16 protein-coding genes and 1 pseudogene are annotated in these 19,619 nt (G+C 67.6%); 16 read left to right on the top strand and 1 reads right to left on the bottom strand.

The genetic code is table 11. The features are described 5' to 3' along the window. Positions 1–5 precede the first annotated feature (5 nt). Entirely contained in the window at positions 6–797 is a 792-nt protein-coding gene (gene map, locus HNO51_RS02495) for a type I methionyl aminopeptidase (protein WP_197449486.1), read from the bottom strand. Between the two features lie 317 nt (positions 798–1,114). Here map and rpsB point away from each other — a divergent pair, with 317 nt between their 5' ends. The 16 genes and pseudogenes from rpsB to dnaE all read left to right on the top strand — a co-directional run bounded on the left by rpsB (position 1,115) and on the right by dnaE (position 19,390). Continuing rightward, positions 1,115–1,861 (top strand): 30S ribosomal protein S2, encoded by a 747-nt coding sequence (gene rpsB, locus HNO51_RS02500; RefSeq protein WP_111412877.1) that lies wholly within the window; start codon positions 1,115–1,117, stop codon positions 1,859–1,861. Positions 1,862–2,029: 168 nt separating this feature from the next. Continuing rightward, positions 2,030–2,899: a translation elongation factor Ts gene (gene tsf, locus HNO51_RS02505; RefSeq protein ID WP_197449487.1), complete on the top strand. Its 870-nt coding sequence runs from the start codon at positions 2,030–2,032 to the stop codon at positions 2,897–2,899. Positions 2,900–3,014: 115 nt separating this feature from the next. Further along, positions 3,015–3,776, top strand: coding sequence for a UMP kinase (gene pyrH, locus HNO51_RS02510; RefSeq protein WP_197449488.1), 762 nt, complete (start codon positions 3,015–3,017; stop codon positions 3,774–3,776). A 4-nt stretch (positions 3,777–3,780) separates the two neighbouring features. After that, the gene (gene frr, locus HNO51_RS02515; RefSeq protein ID WP_197449489.1) at positions 3,781–4,338 is read left to right on the top strand and encodes a ribosome recycling factor; all 558 of its coding nucleotides are present in this window, start codon (positions 3,781–3,783) and stop codon (positions 4,336–4,338) included. Positions 4,339–4,400: 62 nt separating this feature from the next. Further along, complete coding sequence (gene uppS, locus HNO51_RS02520; protein ID WP_422674248.1) at positions 4,401–5,177, top strand: polyprenyl diphosphate synthase; 777 nt, start codon at positions 4,401–4,403, stop codon at positions 5,175–5,177. Further along, positions 5,170–5,970 (top strand): phosphatidate cytidylyltransferase, encoded by an 801-nt coding sequence (locus tag HNO51_RS02525; protein ID WP_197449490.1) that lies wholly within the window; start codon positions 5,170–5,172, stop codon positions 5,968–5,970. The genes uppS and HNO51_RS02525 overlap by 8 nt, the downstream gene beginning before the upstream one ends. Before the next feature lies 1 nt (position 5,971). After that, complete coding sequence (gene ispC, locus HNO51_RS02530; protein WP_197449491.1) at positions 5,972–7,165, top strand: 1-deoxy-D-xylulose-5-phosphate reductoisomerase; 1,194 nt, start codon at positions 5,972–5,974, stop codon at positions 7,163–7,165. 42 nt (positions 7,166–7,207) lie between these two features. Continuing rightward, positions 7,208–8,579, top strand: a pseudogene (gene rseP, locus HNO51_RS02535) (RIP metalloprotease RseP). A gap of 119 nt (positions 8,580–8,698) precedes the next feature. Further along, complete coding sequence (gene bamA, locus HNO51_RS02540; protein WP_234283627.1) at positions 8,699–11,041, top strand: outer membrane protein assembly factor BamA; 2,343 nt, start codon at positions 8,699–8,701, stop codon at positions 11,039–11,041. Positions 11,042–11,067: 26 nt separating this feature from the next. Beyond that, positions 11,068–11,574 carry an OmpH/Skp family outer membrane protein gene (locus HNO51_RS02545; protein ID WP_197449493.1) on the top strand — a complete coding sequence of 169 codons (507 nt, stop codon included), beginning with the start codon at positions 11,068–11,070 and terminating at the stop codon, positions 11,572–11,574. Positions 11,575–11,617: 43 nt separating this feature from the next. Then, positions 11,618–12,658 (top strand): UDP-3-O-(3-hydroxymyristoyl)glucosamine N-acyltransferase, encoded by a 1,041-nt coding sequence (gene lpxD / locus HNO51_RS02550; protein ID WP_197449494.1) that lies wholly within the window; start codon positions 11,618–11,620, stop codon positions 12,656–12,658. Between the two features lie 118 nt (positions 12,659–12,776). Further along, a complete protein-coding gene (fabZ, locus tag HNO51_RS02555) occupies positions 12,777–13,220 on the top strand; it encodes a 3-hydroxyacyl-ACP dehydratase FabZ (protein WP_197449495.1) in 444 nt (147 codons plus the stop codon). Beyond that, positions 13,217–13,984 (top strand): acyl-ACP--UDP-N-acetylglucosamine O-acyltransferase, encoded by a 768-nt coding sequence (gene lpxA, locus HNO51_RS02560; RefSeq protein WP_197449496.1) that lies wholly within the window; start codon positions 13,217–13,219, stop codon positions 13,982–13,984. Before fabZ ends, lpxA begins: the two co-directional genes overlap by 4 nt. A gap of 23 nt (positions 13,985–14,007) precedes the next feature. After that, positions 14,008–15,249 (top strand): lipid-A-disaccharide synthase, encoded by a 1,242-nt coding sequence (lpxB, locus tag HNO51_RS02565; protein WP_209538393.1) that lies wholly within the window; start codon positions 14,008–14,010, stop codon positions 15,247–15,249. Continuing rightward, a complete protein-coding gene (gene rnhB / locus HNO51_RS02570; RefSeq protein ID WP_209538394.1) occupies positions 15,246–15,857 on the top strand; it encodes a ribonuclease HII in 612 nt (203 codons plus the stop codon). Before lpxB ends, rnhB begins: the two co-directional genes overlap by 4 nt. Before the next feature lie 29 nt (positions 15,858–15,886). Continuing rightward, on the top strand, positions 15,887–19,390 hold the full coding sequence (gene dnaE / locus HNO51_RS02575; protein ID WP_209538395.1) for a DNA polymerase III subunit alpha: 3,504 nt from the start codon (positions 15,887–15,889) through the stop codon (positions 19,388–19,390). The last annotated feature ends 229 nt before the right edge of the window (positions 19,391–19,619 follow it).

Genomic DNA, 19,619 nt, shown 5'->3' on the forward strand with positions numbered 1-19,619 from the left:
TCGACTCAGTGGTCGAGGAAGGAGAAGTCTTCCTCGTGGCGCGCGGTGAGCACCTCGACGCCGGTCTCGGTGACCAGCAGCGTGTGCTCCCACTGCGCGGACAGGCTCTTGTCCCGGGTCACGGCGGTCCAGCCGTCGCGCAGCACCTTGGTCTGGTGGCCGCCGACGTTGATCATCGGCTCGATGGTCAGGCACATGCCGGCGGCCAGGGTGGCATCGGCCTCGGGGGCATAGCCGTCATAATGCAGTACCTGCGGGTCCTCGTGGAAGCCGGCACCGATGCCGTGGCCGCAGAAGTCGCGCACCACCGAGTAGCCGTTGGCCTCGGCGTGGCGCTGGATGGCGCGGGCCAGCTCGGAGAGGCGTACGCCCGGACGTACCAGCGCGATGCTCTTGTACAGGCACTCCTGGGTCACGCGGCACAGCCGCTCGCCCTGGATGTTTTCGCCGACGATGTACATGGCGCTGGAGTCGCCGTGGTAGCCGTCGGCGGTCTTCACGGTGACATCGATGTTCATGATGTCGCCCTTCTTGAGCTTCTTGGCCGGATCGGGGATGCCGTGGCACACCACGTGGTTGAGCGAGGTGCAGATCGACTTGGGGAAACCGTGGTAGTTGAGCGGCGCCGGCGTGGAGCCCAGCTCGTCGACGATGTAGTCGTGGCACAGCCGGTCCAGCTCGCCGGTGGTCACGCCGGCCGTGACGTGCGGTGCTATCATTTCCAGCACGCTGGCGGCCTGGCGGCCGGCCTCGCGCATCTTCTCGATCTCGTCGGGCGTCTTGATGGGTATGTTCATGGAATCTCGGTTCAGAGGGGTTGCAGCGCCGGCAACGTGGGCCAAGGACGGCGGGCGACTTCATCTCGTTGGCGAACTATGGTATAAAGCCGCGCGCTTTCCTGCAATCGTCGCCCGCCATGGCCCCGGCCCGGCCGGCAGGCGAGACGCCGAGGGCGCCGGCGCCAGGTCGCGACAGGTCGCGGCTCGAGCCGTCAACTCAACAGCCTTGAAAACACACACGTACCGGCACATGGTCCCGGGTGCTGCCGCGGTCTAGCCCGGCGGTCGGATCCATGGGGTGCGTGGAGGCCTAACCCGATTTTCAGGAGTCATCCATGGCACATGTCAACATGCGCGACCTGCTCAAGGCGGGCGCACACTTCGGTCACCAGACCCGTTACTGGAACCCGAAGATGGGCAAGTTCATCTTCGGCGCCCGCAACAAGATCCACATCATCAACCTCGAGCACACCCTGCCGGCCCTCAACGAGGTAATCGACGTGGTCGAGAAGATGGCGGCGGCCAACAACAAGATCCTGTTCGTCGGCACCAAGCGCAGCGCGAGCAAGATCATCAAGGAAGAGGCCAACCGCGTCGGCATGCCCTTCGTCAACCACCGCTGGCTCGGTGGCATGCTGACCAACTACAAGACCATCCGTCAGTCGATCAAGCGTCTGCGCGACCTCGAGACCATGCGCGAGGACGGCACCTTCGAGAAGCTGACCAAGAAGGAAGTCCTGATGGCGACCCGCGAGCAGGACAAGCTCGAGCGCTCCATCGGCGGCATCAAGGAGATGGGCGGCCTGCCCGACGCGCTGTTCGTGATCGACGTCGACCACGAGCGCATCGCCATCAACGAGGCGAACAAGCTCGGCATCCCGGTCATCGGCGTGGTCGACACCAACTCCGATCCGGACGGCGTCGACTACGTGATCCCCGGCAACGATGACTCCATCCGTGCCATCCAGATCTACGTCAAGGCGATCGCCGACGCCTGCGCGCGGGCGAAGGAAGGCCGTCCCGACGAGTTCGTCGAGGTCACCGAGGGTGAGAGCGGCGACGCGGCGGCCGCTGCCGAGTAACGGCGAGTCGCCCGGGCCGGCGCTGTTGGCCCGGGCGGGCGGCCAGCCCAGGCGGCCGCCCGCCACCGCTCCGCTGCGGCGGAGCGGGATTGCACCGGGCCCACGGGTCCGGCGCCCTTATTCCCAGGTCGAACCTACCCGGGTTCCACTTATCGAGAGGTGAATACCATGGCAGCGATCAGCGCTTCCCAGGTCAAGGAACTGCGCGAGCGTACCGGGCTCGGCATGATGGAGTGCAAGAAGGCGCTCACCGAAGCCGATGGTGACATCGAGGTCGCCATCGAGAACCTGCGCAAGAGCTCCGGCCTCAAGGCCGCCAAGAAGGCCGGCCGTACCGCCGCCGAAGGCGCCGTGGCGACCCGCGTCGCCGAGGACGGCAGCTACGGCGTGGTAGTCGAGATCAACTCCGAGACCGACTTCGTCGCCCGCGATGCCAACTTCAAGGCCTTCGCCGACCAGGTCGCCGACGCCTTCTTCTCCGCCAAGAGCGAAGACGTCGCCGCGGTGATGGAGGGCGCCCTCGAGAGCGCTCGCGAGCAGCTGGTGCAGAAGATCGGCGAGAACATCGGCGTGCGTCGTTGCGCCGTGGTCGAGGCGCCGGAAGGCGCGCTGGTGGGCGAATACGTCCACGGCGGCCGTATCGGCGTGCTCACCGTGCTCAAGGGCGGCAACGCCGAGGTGGCCAAGGACGTCGCCATGCACGTGGCCGCGATCAACCCGGCCGTGGCGCGTCCCGAGGACATGCCGCAGGAGCAGCTCGACAAGGAGAAGGCGATCATCCTGGCCCAGCCCGACATGGCCGGCAAGCCCGAGCAGATCGCCGAGAAGATGGTCGAAGGCCGCCTGAAGAAGTACCTGGCCGAGAACAGCCTGACCGAGCAGCCCTTCGTCAAGGACCCGAACCAGTCCGTGGCCGAGTTCGTCAAGGCCGCCGGCGGCGAGGTGATCGGCTTCACCCGCTTCGAGGTGGGCGAGGGCATCGAGAAGGAAGAGGTCGACTTCGCCAAGGAAGTCATGGAACAGGCTGGCCGTCGCTAAGGTCAGAGGTTCCAGCTCGAGAATGGCGTGCGCGCGAGCGCACGCCTTCTCGTATCCGGCCCCCGCGTCGGCTGTAGTAGAGTTGCTTGATCCCCTTGCGCCCAGGAGAGATGCCATGTCCACGCTCGATCACGTCGATAACCCCGCCAAGACCCGCAGCGACAAGTCCAAGTACAAGCGCATCCTGCTCAAGCTCTCCGGCGAGGCGCTGATGGGCGAACACGACTTCGGCATCGATCCCCAGGTGCTCGATCGCATGGCGCTGGAGATCGGTCAGCTGGTGGGCATCGGCGTGCAGGTCGGCATCGTCATCGGCGGCGGCAACCTGTTCCGCGGCGCCGCGCTCAACGCGGCCGGCATGGACCGGGTCACCGGCGACCACATGGGCATGCTGGCCACGGTGATGAACGCCCTGGCCATGCGCGACGCCCTGGAGCGCTCCAATATCCGCTCACGCGTCATGTCCGCCATTCCCATGAGCGGCGTGGTGGAGCACTACGACCGGCGTACCGCCATCCGCTACCTGACCTCGGGAGACGTGGTATTGTTCTCCGCCGGTACCGGCAACCCCTTCTTCACCACCGACTCCGCGGCCTGCCTGCGCGGCATCGAGATCGATGCCGACGTGGTGGTCAAGGCCACCAAGGTGGACGGCGTCTACGACAAGGACCCGGTGAAACATGCCGATGCGGTCAAGTACGATCATCTGAGCTACGATAATGCGCTCGATCAAAAGCTCGGCATCATGGATTTGACCGCTATCTGCCTGGTGCGGGACCATGACATGCCGGTTCGCGTCTTCAACATGAACAAGCCGGGCGCCCTGCTGAACCTGGTGGTGGGCGGCAAGGAAGGCACGCTGATAGACAGAGGTTGATACCGTGATCAATGACATCCAGAAAGATGCTGAGAGTCGCATGAAGAAGAGCCTCGACGCCCTTCATGCCAACTTCAACAAGATCCGTACCGGGCGTGCTCACTCCAGCATCCTCGACTCGGTCACCGTCGAGTACTACGGCAGTCAGGTGCCGCTCAACCAGGTCGCATCGGTCAACGTCGAGGACGCCCGCACTCTCTCCGTGGTGCCCTGGGAGCAGAACATGGTGCCCAAGATCGAGAAGGCGATCATGACTTCCGACCTGGGCCTGAACCCGGCGAGTGCCGGCAACGTGATCCGCGTGCCGATGCCGATGCTCACCGAGGAGACCCGCAAGGGCTACATCAAGCAGGCGCGCGCCGAGGCCGAGAACGCTCGCGTGGCGGTGCGCAACGTGCGTCGCGATGCCAACAACGACATCAAGGCGCTGCTCAAGGAGAAGGAGATCTCCGAGGACGAGCAGCACCGCGCCGAAGAGGCGATCCAGAAGCTGACCGACAAGTACATCGGCGAGATCGACAAGCAGCTCGAAGTGAAGGAACACGACCTGATGCAGGTCTGAGCAGCGCCGGGCGGCGCCCGCAGCGACGCCGCCTGGTCCTTCCATTCCCATTGCGAGACATCATGACGTCAGCGCAGACTTCCGCATCGCAGATGCCACCGAAGCCCCCCGGCGACGACCTGCCGCGACACGTGGCGATCATCATGGACGGCAACAATCGCTGGGCGCGAGCACGCGGGCTGTCCGGCATTCGTGGTCACCGTGCCGGCGTCGAGGCCGTGCGAGCGGTCATTCGCCGGGCCGCCGAGCGCGGCATCCAGACCCTCACGCTGTTCGCCTTTTCCAGCGAGAACTGGCGCCGCCCGGAGGCCGAGGTGCGCGCCCTGATGGAGCTGTTCCTGATCGCGCTCAAGCGCGAGGTGAGAAAGCTGCATGACAACGGTATCCGGCTCTCGGTCGTCGGCGATCGCAGCGCCTTCTCTTCCTCGATCCAGAAGTACATCGTGCGGGCCGAAGAGCTCACCCGCGACAATACCGGCCTGCACCTCGTCGTCGCCGCCAACTACGGCGGCCGCTGGGACATCGTCAACGCCGCGCGACACCTGGCCATGCGTGTCGCACACGGCGAGCTCGAGCCCGACGCCATCGACGAGCACGTCTTCCAGCGGGAGCTGTGCCTGGGCGACGAGGCGCCGATCGACCTGTGCATCCGCACCAGCGGCGAGCAGCGCATCTCCAACTTCCTGCTGTGGCAGATGGCCTACGCCGAACTCTACTTCACGCCGCTGCTGTGGCCGGACTTCGACGGCCAGGCCTTCGACATGGCGATCGATGATTTCTGCCGGCGCCAGCGTCGCTTCGGCATGACCGACGAACAGATCGAGGCGAAGGGTGCTTAGACAGCGGATCGTGACGGCGGCATGGCTGGCGCCGCTGATGCTGGCCGGCCTGTTCGGCCTCTCGGGAGGGCCTTTTGCCGCTTTCACCGGCCTCGTCGTGCTGCTGGCCGCCTGGGAGTGGACCAACCTCGCGGGGGTGGCCGAGACGAGCCGCCGCCTGACGCTGGTGGGTGTCCTGGCCGTGCTGATGACGCTGCTGTGGTGGCTCGGCGCGGCGCTGGCGGTATGGCCGCTGTGGCTCGCCGTGGCCGGCTGGGCGATCAACTTCTACTGGGTCGTCCACTACCCGGCGAAGCGCGAGCAGTGGGGCTCGACGGCCGCGCGGCTGGCCATGGGGCTGTGGGTGCTGCTGCCGGCCTGGGTCGGGTTCAACGTGCTGCGCGACAGCGGCGGCGTGTGGTTGCTCTACGTGCTGTTACTGGTATGGGGCGCCGATATCGGCGCCTACTTCTGCGGGCGCGCCTGGGGCCGGCGCAAGCTGGCGCCGGGGGTGAGCCCCGGCAAGTCCTGGGAAGGCGTGGCCGGCGGCGTGGCCGTGACCCTGCTGCTGGCGCTGCTGTTCGCCGTGTGGCAGGGGCTGGGCGTGGCCGCTGGCCTGGGGCTCATGGTGGTGACCGCGGGGGTGACGCTGGTCTCGGTGCTCGGCGACCTGCTCGAGAGCATGCTCAAGCGCTTTCGCGGCATCAAGGACTCCAGCAACCTGTTGCCCGGGCACGGCGGCGTACTCGACCGCATCGACAGCCTGACCGCGGCGGTGCCGCTGTTCGCACTGCTCTCCACCGGGATGCTGTGACATGAGCGGTCCGTTTCGGCAGCAGGGCGTCACGGTACTCGGCGCCACCGGCTCCATCGGCACCAGCACGCTCGACGTGGTCGCACGCCATCCCGAGCGCTACCGGGTGCATGCGCTGACGGCGCATCGCTCGCGCGAGGCGCTGCTGGCCCAGTGCCTGCGTCATCGGCCCAGCCTGGCCGTGCTCGACGAGGAGCACGACGCCGCCTGGCTGCGCGAGCGGCTGGCCGGGGCGGGCCTGGCGACCGAGGTACGGGCCGGCGAGGCGGCGCTCGTCGAGGTCGCCAGCGCCGCCGAGGCGGACGTGGTGATGGCCGCCATCGTCGGTGCCGCGGGGCTGTTGCCGACGCTGGCCGCGGTGCGCGCCGGCAAGCGCGTGCTGCTGGCCAACAAGGAGGCGCTGGTGATGTCCGGGGCGCTGTTCATGGACGCCGTCGCGCGCCACGGCGCCACGTTGCTGCCGATCGACTCCGAACATAATGCCATCTACCAGTGTCTACCACCCGAACACCGCGGCGGCCTCTCCCGCCATGGCGTGACCCAACTGCTGCTGACGGCCTCCGGTGGGCCTTTCCGCGGCTGGTCGTCGGAGCGCCTGGCCACGGTGACGCCGGCGCAGGCCTGCGCCCACCCCAACTGGTCGATGGGGCGCAAGATCTCGGTGGATAGCGCCACCCTGATGAACAAGGGGCTGGAACTAATCGAGGCGTGCTGGCTGTTCGACGCCCGCCCTGAGCAGATTCAGGTGGTGGTGCACCCGCAGAGCGTGATTCACTCCATGGCCGCCTACAGCGACGGCTCGGTGCTGGCCCAGTTGGGCAACCCGGACATGCGCACGCCGATCGCCTACGGCCTGGCGTGGCCGGAGCGCATCGCGGCCGGCGTCGAGGCGCTGGACCTGTTCCGGGTCGCGCGGCTCGACTTCGAGGCGCCGGATGAGGTGGCCTTCCCGTGCCTGCGGCTGGCGCGCGAGGCGATGCAGGCGGGAGGCACGGCGCCGGCCGTGCTCAACGGCGCCAACGAGGTGGCCGTCGATGCCTTCCTGGCGGGGCGCCTGAGCTTCCCGGGCATCGGCGAGCTCGTGGCGGAGGTGCTGGAAGCGCTGCCGGTCGAAGCCGGCGGGGACCTGGAAACCATCCTCGGCGCCGATGCCCGGGCGCGCCAGGCGGCGCGCGAGAGGCTGCAAGGGCGCTGAGCCGATTCGCCGACGGCGTCGTGACTTTTCGAGGAGACTGATTTGGGCCTGATCCAGAACGTGCTGGCCGTCATCGTGGTGCTGGGCCTGTTGATCACCTTCCACGAATTCGGCCATTACTGGGTGGCACGCCGCTGCGGTGTCCGGGTGCTGCGTTTTTCGGTCGGCTTTGGCAAGCCGATCTGGTCCCGTGTCGATCGGCATGGGACCGAGTTCGCCGTGGCGGCGGTTCCGCTCGGCGGCTACGTCAAGATGCTCGACGAGCGCGAGGCGCCGGTGCCCGGCGACCAGCTCCACGAGGCGTTCAACCGCAAGACGGTATGGCAGCGCATCGCCATCGTCGCGGCGGGGCCGCTGGCCAACTTCCTGCTCGCCATCGTCGCCTACTGGGCGCTGTTCGTGGCCGGCACCTCCACGGTGGCGCCGGTGGTGGGCGAGGTGGCCCCCGGCTCGCCGGCGGCCCGCGGTGGCCTGCAGCCGGGCCAGGAAATCGTCGCAGTGCAGGGGAGCGAGGTGCGCTCCTGGGACGAGATCAACCTGCGCCTGATCGCCGCCATCGGCTACAGCGGGGAACTCACCCTTCAGGCCCGCGAGGACGCCGCGGCCGACCCCCGTGACTATCGCCTGCCGGTGGAGGACTACCTGGTGCGCCAGGAGCCGCCCCAGCCGCTGGCCACCCTCGGCATCACTCCCTGGCAGCCGAGCATCCCCGCGGTGCTGGGCCAGGTGATCGACGGCGAGCCCGCCGCCGAAGCGGGGCTGCGCCCCGGCGACCGGATACTGGCCGTGGACGGCAGCGCGGTCGAGGAGTGGATGGACTTCGTCAGCGTGGTGCGTGCCAGCCCCGGCGAGACGCTGGAGCTGGAGGTCGCGCGCGGCGACGAGCGCTTCGCCCTGACCCTGGTGCCGGGCGAGCGCGAGCTCGAGACGGGGGCGGCGATCGGCTATGTCGGCGCCGGCGTCGAGGCGGTCGAATGGCCGGAGGAGTTCCGCCGCGAGATTCGCTACGGTCCCGTGGCGGCGGTGGTGGCGGCGGTGGGGCAAGGCCATGAGCCGTACCGGCGAGATGACGCTGCTGACCCTGGATGCCATCCGCAAGATGCTGGTGGGGCTGATTTCGCCGACCAACCTCTCGGGGCCTATCACCATCGCCCAGATGGCGGGGGATACGGCGCGCACGGGGCTGGAAAGCTTCGTCAGCTTCCTGGCCTACCTCTCGATCAGCCTGGCGGTGCTCAATCTGCTGCCGATTCCGGTACTTGATGGTGGCCACCTGCTTTACTATCTCGTCGAGGTGGTGCGCGGCCGGCCGGTGTCGGAGCGGGCCCAGGCGTTCGGGCTGCGGATCGGTCTGGCGCTGGTCGGCATGCTGATGCTGATGGCCCTCTATTTCGATCTGATGCGTCTCTGGTAGCAAGCGCCCCACAGGGGCACAGGGAGGCAGAGCTTCGCTCTGCCTTGTCAGTCACCCGCACATATGTATATGGTGCCTGTCTGGACAGGCAGGCGGATCAACGCGAGCGAAGCGACTGCATGAATATCAAGACCCTCGGACTGGCGGCACTGCTGCTGGCCGGTTCCAGTACGGTGCTGGCCGAATCTTTCGAAGTATCCGACATTCGCGTGGAGGGGCTGCAGCGGGTTTCCGCCGCTTCCGTCTTCAACGCCTTCCCCATCAGTGCGAGTGATCAGGTGGATGACCGTGAGCTGGCCGAGGCGGCCCGCAGCTTGTTCGCCACCGGCCTGTTCGAGGACATTCAGCTCGCCCGCGACGGCAACGTGCTGGTCATCCAGGTCGTCGAGCGGCCGACCATCTCGCGGCTCAACATCACCGGCAACAGCAAGATCTCCGAGGAGGACCTGCGTCGCGGGCTGCGCGAAGGCGGGCTGGCGGAGGGCCAGGTGCTGCAGATCTCGACGCTCGAGGACATCCAGCGCGAGCTCGAGGGGGTCTACCAGGCCCAGGGGCGCTACAGTGCCCGCATCGAGACCAGCGTGCGCGAGATCGACGAGGGGCGGGTCCAGGTCGACATCGACATCAACGAAGGCGCGGTGGCCAAGATTCGCCAGATCAACATCGTCGGCAACCGCCAGTTCGACGACGACGAGCTGCGCGAGGTGTTCGAGCTCAACGATCGCCCCGGGCGCTTCTTCGGCTGGTTCTCGAAGGACGAATACTCGCGTGAGGCGCTGGCCGGCGACCTGGAGCGGCTGCGCTCCTTCTACCTCGACCGCGGCTACGTCAACTTCAACATCACCTCCACCCAGGTCTCGATCAGCCCCGACAAGTCGCAGATCTTCGTCACCGTCAACGTCGACGAGGGCAGCCAGTACCGCCTGGGCGATATTCGCTTCGCCGGTGATCTCGAGATCTCCGAGCGCGAAGCGCGCGGCCTGCTGCAGGTGGAGAGCGGCGATATCTTCTCGCGCAGCGACGTCACCGCCTCCACCGAGGCGCTGCGCTCGCGGCTGGGCGCCGAGGGCTTCGCCTTCGCCCGGGTGGAGGGCGTGCCCGAGCCGCGCGCCGACGGCGAAACGGTCGACCTCACCTTCAGCGTCGATCCGGGGCGCCGCGCCTACGTACGCCGCATCAACTTCATCGGCAACACCACCACCCAGGACGAGGTGCTGCGCCGCGAGATGATCCAGATGGAGGGGGCGCCGGCTTCCACCGAATCGATCAGCCAGTCACGCCGCCGCCTGGAGCGCCTGGGCTTCTTCCGTCAGGTCGAGGTGGAGACCCAGCCGGTGGCTGGCGAATCCGACAAGCTCGACGTCACCTATACCGTCGAAGAGCAGCCCTCCGGCTCGGTCTCGGCGAGCATCGGCTTCTCCCAGAGCGCCGGGGTGATCTACGGCGCGGCGCTGGCCCAGAACAACTTCCTGGGTACCGGCAATCGCGTCAACATCGGCGCCCAGCGCAGCGACACCTTCACCAGCGTCAACTTCGGCTTCACCGATCCGTACTGGACGCTGGACGGCATCTCGCGTGGCTACAACCTGTTCTACCGCGAGACCGACTACGAAGATTCGGACATCTCGACCTACTCCACCGACGCCTATGGCGCGGGGATCAACTTCGGCTACCCGGTCAGCGAGCTGTCGCGGCTCAACTTCGGCGCCAGCGTCGAGGACCTGACGGTCAAGACCTATCGCGACACCGCCTCGGAAATCGTGCGCTACGTCGACGAGCAGGGCGACAACGCCCAGAGCCTCAAGCTCACCGCGAGCTGGACCCGCAACAACCTCAACCGCGGCATCATGCCGACCTCCGGCGACTATCAGCGCGTGTCGCTGGAGACCGCGGCGCCCGGCAGCGACGCCGACTACTACAAGCTGCGCGCGCGTGCCCAGCAGCTCTTCGCCCTCAACGAGGAGGAGACCTGGGCGCTCAAGTTCGGCACCACCCTGGGCTACGCCGACAGTATCGGCAGCGATCCCTATCCGTTCTACGAGAACTTCTTCGCCGGTGGCCTGGGGTCGGTGCGCGGCTTTACCGCCAATACCCTGGGCGAGCGCACCACGCCGCGCGAATCCGGACGCGACCGCACCCTGGGCGGCAACATCCTGGTCGAAGGCAGCGCCGAGCTGCTCTTTCCGCTGCCCTTCATCGAGGACCAGCGCTCGCTGCAGACCGGCTTCTTCGTCGACGCCGGCAATACCTTCCTGACCAGCTGCTATCCGGTGGTGGAGGGCGACGGTCCCTCGCGCTGCTCGTCGGGCGTCGACCTGGGTGAGCTGCGCTACAGCATCGGCGTGGGGCTCTCCTGGCTCACTCCGGTCGGCCCGCTGACCTTCAGCATTGCCGAGCCGCTCAACGACGAGAGCGGCGACGACACCCAGTTCTTCCAATTCTCGCTGGGCCAGACGTTCTGAGCCGGCCTGCCAAGAGGGTATTTCGCATGCGCAAGTTGACCGCCATTCTCTGCCTGGGCCTGTTTGCCGTCCTGGCCGTACCGGCTCACTCGGCCGAAGTCGCGCTGCTGGACTGGCGCCGTGCGCTGCTCGCCTCCGATGCCGCCCAGCGCTCCATGCAGGACCTCGAGAGCCGCTTGTCCGGCCAGCAACAGGAGGCCCAGTCGCTGGGCCAGGAGCTGTCCCAGCTGCAGCAGCGGCTGCAGCAGGAGGGCGACAGCCTGCCCGATGCCGAGCGCCAGTCGCTGATCCAGGAGTTCCAACAGAAGGGCGGCCGCTTCGAGCAGCTGCGCCAGCAGATCATGGAGGAGCAGATGCGCGCCGAGCAGGAGTTCCTGCAGCAGGCCGAGCCGAAGCTGGAGGAGGCGGTTGGCCAGGTGATCGAGCGCCACGGCGTCGAGGTGTTGGTGGAGCCCCAGGGCGTGCTGCACGCCGAGCAGGAGCTGCCCAACCTGACGGACGAAGTGATCGAAATCCTCAATTCTCTCAACTGATCATTGCGGCAGCTTCTGCCGCACGCTGTCGATACGGGTTTCCATGAAGCACCCTGTTACTCGCGAATTCACCCTGGCCGAACTGGCCGAGCGGCTCGGCGCCCACCTGGAGGGCGATGGTGGCCGCCGGGTCCGGGGCCTGGCCACCCTGAGGGAGGCCGGTCCCGATCAGGTCGCCTTCGTGGCCAACCGCTCCTACCTCAAGGACCTCTCGGCAACCCGGGCCGGTGCCGTGCTGCTTCAGCCCGAGCATGCCGCCGCCTGCCCGGTGGCGCGTCTGGAACTGGCAAACCCCTACCTAGGCTACGCCCAGCTGTCGCAGCTGTTCGACCCGATCCTGGCCCCCCCGCGGGGAGGCATCCACCCCGCGGCCGTGGTGGCCGATGACGTGGTGCTGGGCGAGCGGGTCGAGGTCGGCCCCAATGCCGTGATCGAAGCCGGCGTGGAGCTGGGCGACGAGGTGGTGGTCGGCGCCGGCTGCTTCATCGGCGCGGGCTCGCGCATCGGTGCGGGCTCGCGGCTGCACCCCAACGTCACCGTCTGCCATGGCGTGGTCGTCGGGGCACGGGCCATTCTGCACAGCGGCTGCGTGATCGGCGCCGATGGCTTCGGCTTCGCCCACGACGGTGGTCGCTGGCACAAGATCGCCCAGCTCGGCGGCGTGGTGCTGGGCGACGACGTCGAGGTGGGCAGCTGCTCCAGCATCGACCGCGGCGCGCTCGACGACACCGTGATCGGCAACGACGTGAAGATCGACAGCCAGGTGCAGATCGCCCACAACGTGCGCATCGGCGACCACACGGCACTGGCCGGCTGCGTCGGCATCGCCGGCTCCACCCGGGTGGGCAGGAACTGCATGCTGGGCGGCGGCGTGGGGCTCGCTGGCCACCTCACCATCGGCGACGGGGTGCAGGTCACCGGCATGAGCCTGGTGACCAACTCGATTCACGAGCCGGGCGTCTACTCCTCGGGCACCGGGGCCATGACCAATGCCCTGTGGCGCAAGAATGCGGTGCGCTTCAAGCAGCTCGATGACTTCGCCCGACGCCTGGCGCGCCTCGAGAAGCGCGGCCGGGAGGGTTGAGACAGGATCGGGCGGCGCTATAATTCCGCCTGCCTGATGCAGGCGTTCTTGCGGGAAGCCCGGGCGACGCGCGCCGCGCTCGCAATGGCTTCCCTACTTCATTTCAGAGGTCGCTACGATGGTAATGGACATCAACGAGATTCGCGAATACCTGCCGCACCGATACCCGTTCCTGCTGATCGACCGGGTGACGGAGCTGAGCCTTGGCGAAGCCATCGTTGCCTACAAGAACGTCAGCATCAACGAGCCGTTCTTCAACGGCCACTTCCCGCACCACCCGATCATGCCCGGTGTGCTGGTGCTGGAGGCGATGGCGCAGGCCTGCGGCATCCTCGGCTTCAAGACCGTCAACAAGCTGCCGGCCGACGGCTATGTCTATTACCTCGTGGGCAGCGACAACGTGCGTTTCAAGCGGCCGGTGATGCCGGGAGACCGGCTGCGGCTGGAGGCGAAGGTCGAGCGTGAAAAGCGCGGCATCTGGAAGTTCGCCTGTCGTGCTACGGTAGATGGCGAGCTGGTCTGCGAGGCCGACGTCATCTGTGCGGAGAGGAAGGTTTCTTGATACATACCACTGCCATCGTCGACCCCGGGGCACGTCTGGCCGAGGATGTGGAGGTCGGTCCCTTCAGCGTGATCGGGCCCGACGTCGAGATCGGTCCCGGCAGCCGCATCGGTCCGCACGTGGTCATCAAGGGGCCGACCGTGCTGGGGGCGCGGACCCGCATCTTTCAGTTCGCCTCGGTGGGAGAGGACTGCCAGGACAAGAAATACGCCGGCGAGCCGACGCGCCTGGTGATGGGCGACGACAACGTCATTCGTGAATGCGTGACGCTGCATCGCGGCACCGCCCAGGATCGCGGCGAGACCACCATCGGTTCGCGCAACCTGTTCATGGCCTATGTGCACGTCGGCCACGACTGCGTCATCGGCGACGACTGCGTGCTGGCCAACCAGGCGACCCTGGCGGGGCATGTGACCCTGGGCAACTTCGCCATCCTCGGCGGGCTGTCGGCGATCCACCAGTTCTGCCACTTCGGCGATCACGCCATGGCCGGCGGTGGTTCGATCATCACCAAGGACACCCCCGCCTTCGTCATGATCAACGGCAATCCGGCCCGGGTGCACGGACTCAACCAGGTAGGGCTCAAGCGGCGCGGGTTCTCGACCGAGGCGATCAAGGCGCTGAACGAGTGCTACCGTCTGGTCTATCGTCAGGGATTGACCATCGCCCAGGCGCTGGAGGAGATCCGCCGCCGCTACTCTCTGGCCGAAACTGAAGCCTTCGCCGCGTCCATCGAGGTCTCGACACGCGGCATCATACGCTGACGCGGCTTCGCAACGGGTCTGATATGAGCAAGCTTGCGCGTGTCTATATCGTCGCCGGCGAGATGTCCGGCGACCTGCTCGGGGCGAGCCTGATGCGCGCGCTGAAGGCGCGCCATCCCGAGGTGCAGTTCCGCGGTATCGGGGGCCCGGGCATGATTGCCGAGGGCATCGACAGCCGCTTCCCGCTCGAGACGCTCTCGGTCATGGGGCTGGTGGAGGTGCTCAAGCATCTGCCCGAGCTGGTACGGGTGCGGCGAACCCTGCGCGCCGATGCCCTGGCCTGGCAGCCGGACGTGATGATCGGCATCGACGCCCCCGACTTCAACCTCGGCCTCGAGCGCCAGCTGCGCGAGGCGGGCCTCACCACGGTCCATTACGTCAGCCCGACGGTCTGGGCATGGCGCCAGGGCCGGGTGAAGGGCATCGCGCGAGCAGTCGACGCCATGCTCACCTTCCTGCCCTTCGAGGCCGCCTTCTACGAGCGGCATCGTCTGCCGGTGGCCTTCGTCGGCCATCCGTTGGCCGACGAGCTTCCGCTGGTCAGCGATCGCGCCGGTGTGCGTGACGAGCTCGGCCTGCCGCCAGACGATCCGGTGCTGGCCGTACTGCCGGGTTCGCGGGCCAACGAGATCCGCTTTCTCGGCGTGACGTTCCTGGACGCCGCCGAGCGGCTGTGCCGGGAGCGACCCACGCTACGGGTGGTGATCCCGGCGGCAACACCGCTGCGCCGGGAGGAACTCGAGCGCCTGCTGGCCACCCGCCCGACGCTGGCGGGGCGGGTCACGCTCCTCGACGGCCGGGCGCGCCAGGCGATGGTGGCCAGCGACGCGGTGCTGCTGGCCTCGGGCACGGCGGCGCTCGAGGCGATGCTGTGCCACCGCGCGATGCTGGTGGCCTACCGCATGGCGCCGCTGACCCACTGGCTGGCCCGGCGTCTGGTCAAGACGCCGTGGATCTCGCTGCCCAACCTGATCGCCCAGGCGTCGCTGGTGCCGGAGCTGATCCAGGACGCCGCGACGCCCGAGGCGATCGTCGCGCATGTCGGGTCGATGCTCGACGATGACGAGGCTCGCGCCCGCCTGGAGGCGCGCTTCGCTGCCCTGCATGCCGGACTGCAGCGCAACGCCAGCGCCCGGGCGGCCGAGGCCATCGAGGCCGTGGTGGCGGGGCGGCCGCTGCCGACCGAGCTGTCCAGCGATGAGTCCCTGGTGGTGAGCGCCACGCGGCCGGTCGAACGAACGCCGAAAGGGAGAGAAGAGACATGAGTGACTGTCCGTTTCCCCCGCTGGTGATCGACTACCAGGGCCAGCTGCTCGCCGGTGTCGATGAGGTGGGCCGTGGGCCGCTGGTCGGCGCGGTGGTGGCGGCGGCGGTAATCCTCGATCCGCTGCGCCCCATCGCGGGGCTGACCGACTCCAAGAAGCTCACGCCGCAGCGGCGTGAGGCGCTGGATACCGAAATCCGCGACAAGGCGCTGGCCTTCGCCGTGGCCGAGGCCACGCATGCCGAGGTCGACGAACTCAACATCTACCACGCCACGCACCTGGCCATGCGCCGGGCGATCGACGCCCTGCCGCTGGCGCCGGAATACCTGCTGGTGGACGGCAACCGCCTCCCCGGGCATCATGTTCCCGGCCAGGCGATCGTCAAGGGGGATGCCCGCCATCCGGCTATCGCCGCCGCCTCGATACTCGCCAAGGTGGCGCGCGATGCCCAGATGGTGGCGCTCGACGGCCTGTTTCCCGACTACGGCTTCGCCCGCCATAAGGGCTATGCCACGCCCGAGCACCTGGCTGCACTGGAGCGCCTCGGGCCGCTGCCCGAACATCGCCGCTCCTTCGCCCCGCTCAAGGGGCAGCTCGAGCTGCTCTAGATCATTTACCGCCTAGCCCCGAGCCTCTTATGACCACGCCTTTCGTTCATCTCCGCGTGCACACCGAATATTCCCTGGTCGACGGCCTGGTGCGGCTCAAGCCGCTGCTCAAGGCCACCGCCGAGCAGGGCATGCCGGCGCTGGCCGTGACCGACGAATCCAACCTGTTCGGTCTGGTCAAGTTCTATCGCGGTGCCCAGGGCAGCGGCCTCAAGCCGGTGATCGGCGCCGACCTGTGGCTGGCCAATCCCCACGACGAGACGCACCCCTACCGGCTGACGCTGCTGGCGATGAACGACACCGGCTATCGCAACCTCACCGAGCTGATCTCGCGGGGCTGGATGCAGGGACAGCGCCAGGGGCGCGCGGTGCTGGAGAAGGCCTGGGTGCTCGAGCAGAGCGAGGGCCTGATCGCGCTGTCCGGCGGCCGTGAGGGCGAGATCGGCCGCCACCTGCTCGCCGATCACCGCGATGAGGCGCGCGCGCTACTGGAGGAGTGGCAGGCGGCCTTCCCGGAGCGCTTCTACCTGGAGCTGACCCGCACCGGGCGACCGCTGGAGGAGGAGTGCGTGCACCTCTCGGTGGAACTCGCCATGGCCTCGGGCACGCCGGTGGTGGCCACCAACGACGTGCGCTTCCTCGAGCGCGACGACTTCTGGGCCCACGAGACCCGGGTCTCCATCGGCGAGGGCAAGGCGCTGGACGACCCGCGCCGCGAGCGCAAGTACACCGAGGAGCAGTACCTCAAGAGCCCGGCGGAGATGGCCGAGCTGTTCGCCGACATTCCCGAGGCGCTGGAGAACAGCGTGATGATCGCCGCGCGCTGCAACGTCGACGTGCGCCTGGGCGAGATCTTCCTGCCGGAGTTCGAGATTCCCGAGGGCATGACCCAGGATGAGTTTTTCCGCAAGGTCTCCCACGACGGCCTCACCGAGCGCCTCGACTTTCTCTACCCGGCCGAGAAGTATCCGCGCGACGGCGCCGAGTTCGCCGAGATCGACAAGCGCTATCGCGAGCGGCTGGACTTCGAGCTCGACATCATCATCCAGATGGGCTTTCCCGGCTACTTCCTGATCGTGATGGACTTCATCCAGTGGGCCAAGGACAACGACGTGCCGGTGGGGCCGGGGCGCGGCTCCGGGGCCGGCTCGCTGGTGGCCTATGCGCAGAAGATCACCGACCTCGACCCGCTGGAGTACGACCTGCTGTTCGAGCGCTTCTTGAACCCCGAGCGGGTCTCGATGCCCGACTTCGACGTCGACTTCTGCATGGAGAAGCGCGACCGGGTGATCGAGTACGTGGCCGACCGTTATGGCCGCAATGCGGTGTCGCAGATCGTCACCTTCGGCACCATGGCGGCCAAGGCGGTGGTACGCGACGTGGCCCGCGCCCAGGGCAAGCCCTATTCGCTCGGCGACAAGCTCTCCAAGCTGATTCCCTTCGAGGTGGGCATGACCCTGGCCAAGGCCATCGAAGCGGAGCCGGCGCTCAAGGAGTTCGTCGAGAATGACGAGGAGGCCGCCGAGATCTGGGAGATGGCGGTCAAGCTCGAGGGCATCACCCGCGGCACCGGCAAGCACGCCGGCGGCGTGGTGATCGCGCCGACCAAGCTGACCGACTTCTCGCCGCTGCTGTGCGACGAGGAGGGCAACGGCCTGGTCGTGCAGTTCGACAAGAACGACATCGAGGAGGCCGGGCTGGTCAAGTTCGACTTCCTCGGGCTGCGTACCCTGACCATCATCGACTGGGCGCTGGAGATGGTCGACAAGGTGCGGGCGGTCAAGGGCCAAGGACCGCTCGACATCGACAGCATCCCGCTCGATGACGGTCCCACCTTCGAGATGCTCAAGCGCGCCGAGACCACGGCGGTGTTCCAGCTCGAATCGCGCGGCATGAAGGAGCTGATCAAGCGCCTGCTGCCCGATTCGCTGGAGGACATGATCGCGCTGGTGGCGCTGTTCCGTCCCGGGCCGCTGCAGTCGGGCATGGTCGACGACTTCATCAACCGCAAGCACGGTCGCGCCGAGATCTCCTACCCCCACCCGGACTACCAGCACGAGTGGCTCAAGCCGGTGCTCGAGCCCACCTACGGCATCATCCTCTACCAGGAGCAGGTGATGCAGATCGCCCAGGTGCTGGCCGGTTACACCCTGGGCCAGGCCGACATGCTGCGCCGGGCGATGGGCAAGAAGAAGCCCGAGGAGATGGCCAAGCAGCGCAGCGGCTTCATGGAGGGCTGCGCCGCCAACGGCATCGACAAGGAGCTGGCCGGCAACATCTTCGACCTGGTGGAGAAGTTCGCCGGCTACGGCTTCAACAAGTCGCACTCGGCGGCCTACGGCCTGGTCTCCTACCAGACCGCCTGGCTCAAGACGCACTACCCGGGCCCGTTCATGGCCGCGGTGATGTCCACCGAGATGGACAACCTCGACAAGGTGGTACCGCTGATCGAGGAGTCGCGGCGCATCGGCCTGACCGTGACGCCGCCGGACGTCAACATCGGCGCCTACAAGTTCACCGTCGATACCGAGGGCCGCGTGGTCTACGGCCTGGGTGCCATTCGTGGCGTAGGCGAAGGGCCCATCGGCGCCATCGTCGAGGCCCGCGAGGCCGACGGCCCGTTCACCGACCTGTTCGACTTCTGCCGCCGGGTCGATCCCAAACGCATGAACAAGCGCACCCTGGAGGCGCTGATCCGCTCGGGCGCGCTGGACAACCTGGGGCCGAGCCGGGCGGTGCTGGCCGCGGCACTGGACGACGCCATCCGCGCCGCCGCCCAGACCCAGACCAACCAGAGCCTCGGCATGTTGGACATGTTCGGCGAGGCCTTCGCCGACGACGAGGCCGAGAGCGACCCCTACGAGGCCTATCGCAGCGCCCGCGAGTGGACCGACAAGGAGCGTCTGGCCGGCGAGAAGGAGACCCTGGGGCTCTACCTCACCGGCCACCCCATCGACGAGTACGAGAAGGAGCTCGCCCGCTTCGTCTCCACCCGCATCAGCGATCTCAAGCCCTCACGGGAGCCGCAGCGCGTCGCCGGCCTGGTGGTGGCGTTGCGCACCATGAAGTCCAAGCGCGGCGACACCATGGCCTTCGTCACCCTGGACGACCGCACCGGACGCATCGAGGCGTCGCTGTTCGGCGAGCTCTACGACCAGCTGCGTGGCCAGATCGAGGCCGACCAGGTGCTGATCGTCGAGGGCGAGGTCTCCAGCGACGACTTCTCCGGCGGCCTGCGCCTGCGCGGCAAGGAGATCACGCCGATGGTGGCGGCCCGCGCCCGCTACGGCGAGGCGGTGGAGCTGTCGCTCGACGGCACCCGGGTCAACGGGAGGCTGGTGGAGAGCCTGCGCGAGAGCCTCGTGCCGCACCGCGACGATGGCGGCCTGCCGGTGCGCCTGCGCTACCGCAACGACGCCGCTGCCGGCTGGCTGGAGCTGGACGCGCAGTGGCGCGTGGCCCCCAGCGACGAGCTGCTGATCGCGCTGCGTGAGGTGGAGGGGCAAGACGGCGTGCGGCTGAAGTACCGCTAGGTATCGACGATGGGTGTTGGCGCCGAGAAAGGCAGCGGGGCTGACCCGGCGACAGGCCTGAGAGGAGGCGCTGTGAACCCTTCCCTGTGCGCTACTTTTGCCATCCATGGCAAAAGACCTCCTCTTCGGCCTGTCCCCGGCAGCCCTCGGTGCTGGCGAAGTCCGCATACGTTGCCTTGCGCCGCGCGTTGAGGGTGCGATAATGCCCGACACTCGATTTTATGGCTTC

Origin of the sequence: Billgrantia sulfidoxydans (assembly GCF_017868775.1) — a bacterium.
Taxonomy (GTDB): Bacteria; Pseudomonadota; Gammaproteobacteria; order Pseudomonadales; family Halomonadaceae; genus Halomonas; species Halomonas sulfidoxydans.

Excerpts from the sequence above, each read along its gene's own strand:
- rpsB (WP_111412877.1), top strand. The coding sequence starts at position 1,115 with ATGGCACATGTCAACATGCGCGACCTGCTCAAGGCGGGCGCACACTTC.
- dnaE (WP_209538395.1), top strand. The coding sequence starts at position 15,887 with ATGACCACGCCTTTCGTTCATCTCCGCGTGCACACCGAATATTCCCTG.
- tsf (WP_197449487.1), top strand. The coding sequence starts at position 2,030 with ATGGCAGCGATCAGCGCTTCCCAGGTCAAGGAACTGCGCGAGCGTACC.
- pyrH (WP_197449488.1), top strand. The coding sequence starts at position 3,015 with ATGTCCACGCTCGATCACGTCGATAACCCCGCCAAGACCCGCAGCGAC.
- map (WP_197449486.1), bottom strand. The coding sequence starts at position 797 with ATGAACATACCCATCAAGACGCCCGACGAGATCGAGAAGATGCGCGAG.
- rnhB (WP_209538394.1), top strand. The coding sequence starts at position 15,246 with ATGAGTGACTGTCCGTTTCCCCCGCTGGTGATCGACTACCAGGGCCAG.
- uppS (WP_422674248.1), top strand. The coding sequence starts at position 4,401 with ATGACGTCAGCGCAGACTTCCGCATCGCAGATGCCACCGAAGCCCCCC.
- fabZ (WP_197449495.1), top strand. The coding sequence starts at position 12,777 with ATGGTAATGGACATCAACGAGATTCGCGAATACCTGCCGCACCGATAC.
- ispC (WP_197449491.1), top strand. The coding sequence starts at position 5,972 with ATGAGCGGTCCGTTTCGGCAGCAGGGCGTCACGGTACTCGGCGCCACC.
- lpxB (WP_209538393.1), top strand. The coding sequence starts at position 14,008 with ATGAGCAAGCTTGCGCGTGTCTATATCGTCGCCGGCGAGATGTCCGGC.
- bamA (WP_234283627.1), top strand. The coding sequence starts at position 8,699 with ATGAATATCAAGACCCTCGGACTGGCGGCACTGCTGCTGGCCGGTTCC.
- lpxD (WP_197449494.1), top strand. The coding sequence starts at position 11,618 with ATGAAGCACCCTGTTACTCGCGAATTCACCCTGGCCGAACTGGCCGAG.
- HNO51_RS02545 (WP_197449493.1), top strand. The coding sequence starts at position 11,068 with ATGCGCAAGTTGACCGCCATTCTCTGCCTGGGCCTGTTTGCCGTCCTG.